5 protein-coding genes and 1 pseudogene are annotated in these 4,140 nt (G+C 67.5%); 1 reads left to right on the top strand and 5 read right to left on the bottom strand.

The features are described 5' to 3' along the window. The 5 genes and pseudogenes from sufC to VFG33_RS24990 form a co-directional block, all read right to left on the bottom strand. A pseudogene (gene sufC / locus VFG33_RS25010) lies at nt 1-119 on the bottom strand (Fe-S cluster assembly ATPase SufC); the annotation flags it as partial. 22 nt (nt 120-141) lie between these two features. Continuing rightward, nucleotides 142-477 carry a non-heme iron oxygenase ferredoxin subunit gene (locus VFG33_RS25005; protein ID WP_325055387.1) on the bottom strand — a complete coding sequence of 112 codons (336 nt, stop codon included), beginning with the start codon at nt 475-477 and terminating at the stop codon, nt 142-144. A gap of 1 nt (nt 478) precedes the next feature. Further along, complete coding sequence (gene sufD, locus VFG33_RS25000; protein WP_325055386.1) at nt 479-1,669, bottom strand: Fe-S cluster assembly protein SufD; 1,191 nt, start codon at nt 1,667-1,669, stop codon at nt 479-481. Further along, on the bottom strand, nt 1,669-3,081 hold the full coding sequence (gene sufB / locus VFG33_RS24995) for a Fe-S cluster assembly protein SufB (protein ID WP_325055385.1): 1,413 nt from the start codon (nt 3,079-3,081) through the stop codon (nt 1,669-1,671). The genes sufD and sufB overlap by 1 nt, the downstream gene beginning before the upstream one ends. Next, on the bottom strand, nt 3,081-3,779 hold the full coding sequence (locus tag VFG33_RS24990) for a helix-turn-helix transcriptional regulator (protein WP_325055384.1): 699 nt from the start codon (nt 3,777-3,779) through the stop codon (nt 3,081-3,083). Before VFG33_RS24990 ends, sufB begins: the two co-directional genes overlap by 1 nt. Nucleotides 3,780-3,933: 154 nt before the next feature. On the opposite strand from VFG33_RS24990, the gene VFG33_RS24985 reads away from it, so the two are divergent. Then, nucleotides 3,934-4,140, top strand: a 207-nt coding sequence (locus tag VFG33_RS24985; RefSeq protein WP_325055383.1) for an ATP-binding cassette domain-containing protein, incomplete at its 3' end; no start/stop codon positions are given.

The raw sequence follows: 4,140 nt of genomic DNA, 5'->3' as shown, positions 1-4,140 counted from the left end.
CCCATGATCGCGTGCGTCTGACCACCGGCGATGGTCAGGTCGACGCCGCGCAGGATCTCCTTCGGGCCGTTCTCGGTGTCGACCGACACGTGCAGGTCGCGGATCTCGAGTGTCGCCATGGGGTCTTCTATCTCCGTCTGGTTAGGAAGCTTGGTTCAGGGGGTTCTTGACGTCGACCAGTAGGTCGTCGCCGTCGAGTCGGACCGGGTAGACCGGCACCGGTTCGTAGGCCGGCAGGCTGGTCGGCTCACCGGTCCGCAGGTCGAACCGCGAGCCGTGCAGCCAGCACTCGATCTCGCACTCGCCGACCTCGCCCTCGGACAACTGGATCTGCGCATGCGAGCACTCGTCCCGGACGGCGAAGTACTGGCCTTCGCTCTTCACGACCGCCACCTCCACGCCGCCGACCTCGGTCGCCACGACCCCTTCGTCAGGGACGTCGGCCACCGCGCAGGCGCGCTCGAACGAGTCAGTCATCTCAGGCCTTGGTCGCCTCTGTGAGGGCTGCCGTCCTGGCCAGCTTCTGCTCGATCACCTCGTGCAGGTGGTCGGTGACCTCCGGTACGCCGATCCGGCCGATGATGTCGTTGAAGAAGCCGGACACCACCAACCGCCGGGCCGCGTCCTCGGGGATGCCGCGGGCCTGCAGGTAGAACAGCTGCTCGTCGTCGAACCGGCCGGTCGCCGAGGCGTGCCCGGCACCCTCGATCTCACCGGTCTCGATCTCCAGGTTCGGCACCGAGTCGGCGCGGGCGCCCTCGGTCAGGACCAGGTTCCGGTTCAGTTCGAAGGTGTTGGTGCCCTCGGCCGCGGCCCGGATCAGCACATCGCCGATCCACACCGAGCGAGCGGCCTCGCCGGCCAGCGCGCCCTTGTAGAGCACGTTGCTCTTGCAGTTGACCGCCTCGTGGTCGACGAAGAGCCGGTTCTCGTGGTGCTGACCCGACTCGGCGAAGAGCACGCCGAGGAGATTCGCGTCGCCACCGGGTCCGGCGTACCGGACGTTGGTGGACAGCCGGACGACCTTGCCGCCGAGGGTGACGGCGACGTGGTTGAGCTTGGCATCGCGGCCCAGTACTGCGTCGTGCTGCGCGATGTGGATCGACTCGGTGTCGCCCTGCTGGATCGAGACGACCCGGAGCTCGGCGCCGTCGCCGACGACGATCTCCACGCATGCGCCGTACTCGCCGGCGCCGGTGTGATCGATGATCACGGTCGCCCGGCTGTGCCGGCCGGCCTCGATCACCAGGTGACCGAAGCCGCGACCGCCCAGGCCGGTGACATTCACGTGCACCGGCTCGATCAGCTCCGCCTCGACCGGGATCCGGACGGCCTGCACGTCACCGGCGTACTTCCACGCGATGGCGGCGATCCGGTCCTGCGGCGTGAGGGCCTTGACCGCGTCGGCACTGATCGTCTCGACGACCACACCCTCGGGCGCGGTCGCCTCGATCTTCGGGATCTCGGTCCCGGCCTCGTCGGCGAACAGGGCCTTCAGGGCCTTCACCGGGGTGAAGCGCCACTCCTCCTCGCGCCCGTTCGGCACGGGGAAGTCGGCCACGTCGTACGACGTGGTGCGCTCGCTGCGGGCCTGCAGCGGCACCGGCGATCCTGGCCCGTGAGAGTGGCCCTGGTTGCCGGTGGCGACCAGGGTTTCGGTGGCTGACATCAGCCGACGGCCCCTTCCATCTGCAGTTCGATCAGGCGGTTCAGTTCCAGCGCGTACTCCATCGGGAGCTCGCGGGCGATCGGCTCGATGAAGCCGCGGACGATCATCGCCATCGCCTCGTCCTCGGCCATCCCGCGGCTCATCAGGTAGAAGAGCTGGTCATCGCTGACCTTGGAGACGGTCGCCTCGTGCCCCATCGTCACGTCGTCCTCGCGGACATCGACGTACGGGTAGGTGTCGGAGCGGCTGATCGTGTCGATCAGCAGCGCGTCACAGCGCACCGTGGACTTGCTGTGGTGGCTGCCCGGCGCGACCTCGACCAGACCCCGGTACGACGTCCGGCCGCCGCCGCGGGCGACCGACTTCGAGATGATCGAGCTCGACGTGTACGGCGCGTTGTGCACCATCTTGGAACCGGCGTCCTGGTGCTGGCCCTCGCCGGCGAACGCGATCGACAGCGTCTCGCCCTTGGCGTGCTCGCCCATCAGGTAGACGGCCGGGTACTTCATCGTCACCTTGGAACCGATGTTGCCGTCGATCCACTCCATCGTCGCGCCCTCTTCGCAGGTGGCGCGCTTGGTGACCAGGTTGTAGACGTTGTTCGACCAGTTCTGGATCGTCGTGTAGCGGCAGCGGGCGCCCTTCTTCACGATGATCTCGACCACCGCGGAGTGCAGCGAGTCCGACTTGTAGATCGGCGCCGTACAGCCCTCGACGTAGTGCACGTAGGCGTCCTCGTCGACGATGATCAGGGTCCGCTCGAACTGGCCCATGTTCTCGGTGTTGATCCGGAAGTAGGCCTGCAGCGGGATGTCCACCTTGACGCCCTTGGGCACGTAGATGAACGAGCCGCCGGACCAGACCGCCGTGTTCAGCGCGGCGAACTTGTTGTCGCCGACCGGGATCACGGAGCCGAAGTACTCCTGGAAGATCTCCGGGTGCTCCTTCAGGGCGGTGTCGGTGTCCAGGAAGAGGACACCCTGCGCCTCCAGGTCCTCACGGATCTGGTGGTAGACGACCTCCGACTCGTACTGCGCGGCTACGCCGGCCACGAGGCGCTGCTTCTCCGCCTCGGGGATGCCGAGCTTGTCGTAGGTGTTCTTGATGTCCTCGGGCAGCTCTTCCCAGCTGGTGGCCTGCTTCTCCGTCGAGCGGACGAAGTACTTGATGTTGTCGAAGTCGATGCCGGACAGGTCGGCACCCCACGACGGCATCGGCTTGCGGTCGAAGAGCTTCAGGCCCTTCAGGCGCAGGTCCAGCATCCACTCCGGCTCGTTCTTCAACGTCGAGATGCCGCGAACGACATCGGCGTTGATGCCGCGCTTGGCGACCGAACCGGCAGCGTCACTGTCGGACCAGCCGAACTTGTACGTGCCGAGCCCGTCGAGCTCGGGGTGAGCGGTTTGCGTCATCAGGCATTCCTCGCAGATTCGCCGTCGGAAACAGGGGAAACCGGTGCCGGGGCACCGGGAATGTGCGTAGTACAGACACCGTCGCCGTGGGCGATGGTGGCCAGTCTTTGGACGTGCCGGCCGAGCAACCGCGAGAAGACCTCGGTCTCGGCCTCGCACAACTGGGGGAACTGCTCGGCCACGTGCGCGACCGGGCAGTGGTGCTGGCAGAGTTGCTCGCCGGCACCGGCCTGCTGGGTGGAGGCGGCGAACCCGTCCGCGCTGAGCGCCTGGGCCAGCACCTCCGCCTTCTTGCCCTCGGGAGCCTCGTCCACGAGTTGCCGGTACCGCTTCTCCACCTCGTGGACCCGGATCCGGGCGAACTCGGCGACCGCGTCCTCCCCGCCCGCCTTGGCGATGAACTGCAGCGCCGTGGCGGCCAGGTCGTCGTACGCCTGGTGGAAAGCGTGCCGGCCGGTGTCGGTCAGCACGAACACCTTCGCGGGACGGCCACGGCCTCGGGGGCCGTAGACCCGCTCCTCGCGGGACTCGACCAGGCCCGCTTCGAGCAGGTGGTCGAGGTGCCGGCGGACCGCTGCCGGGGTGAGCGCGAGCCGCTCGGCCAGCACCGCGGCGCTGGACGGGCCATTGGTCAGGATCGACCGTGCGACCCGGTCCCGGGTCGACTCGTCCCGCGCGACAGCGCTGCCTGAAGGCACACGGCTGTCCTGAGCGGGAGTTTTCACAACATCAGTGTCACCTAATTACCAAGGGCCTTCAAATAAGGCTGCCCTAACCGGTTCACGCCGCCCCGCCTGCCTCTAAGGGTGACCGTGAGGAGCGTCACGTCGACGGGTTTCCTAGACTGCGGGTGTGCCAGTCGCGGTGGAGATCGAGAACCTCGTCGTCCGGTACGGCGAGAAAGCCGCGGTCGACGGCCTCAGTCTCACCGTATCCGGCGGAACAGTGACGTCCGTGCTCGGCCCCAACGGCGCCGGCAAGACCACCACGCTGGAGACCTGTGAGGGCTACCGGCGACCGCAGCAGGGCACCGTGTCCGTCCTGGGTCTGAACCCCCAG

Origin of the sequence: Kribbella sp., assembly GCF_035687465.1 — a bacterium.
GTDB lineage: Bacteria > Actinomycetota > Actinomycetes > Propionibacteriales > Kribbellaceae > Kribbella.
Note: the sequence above shows the minus strand (reverse complement) of the source record. Positions and strands in the feature narration are given on the sequence as shown.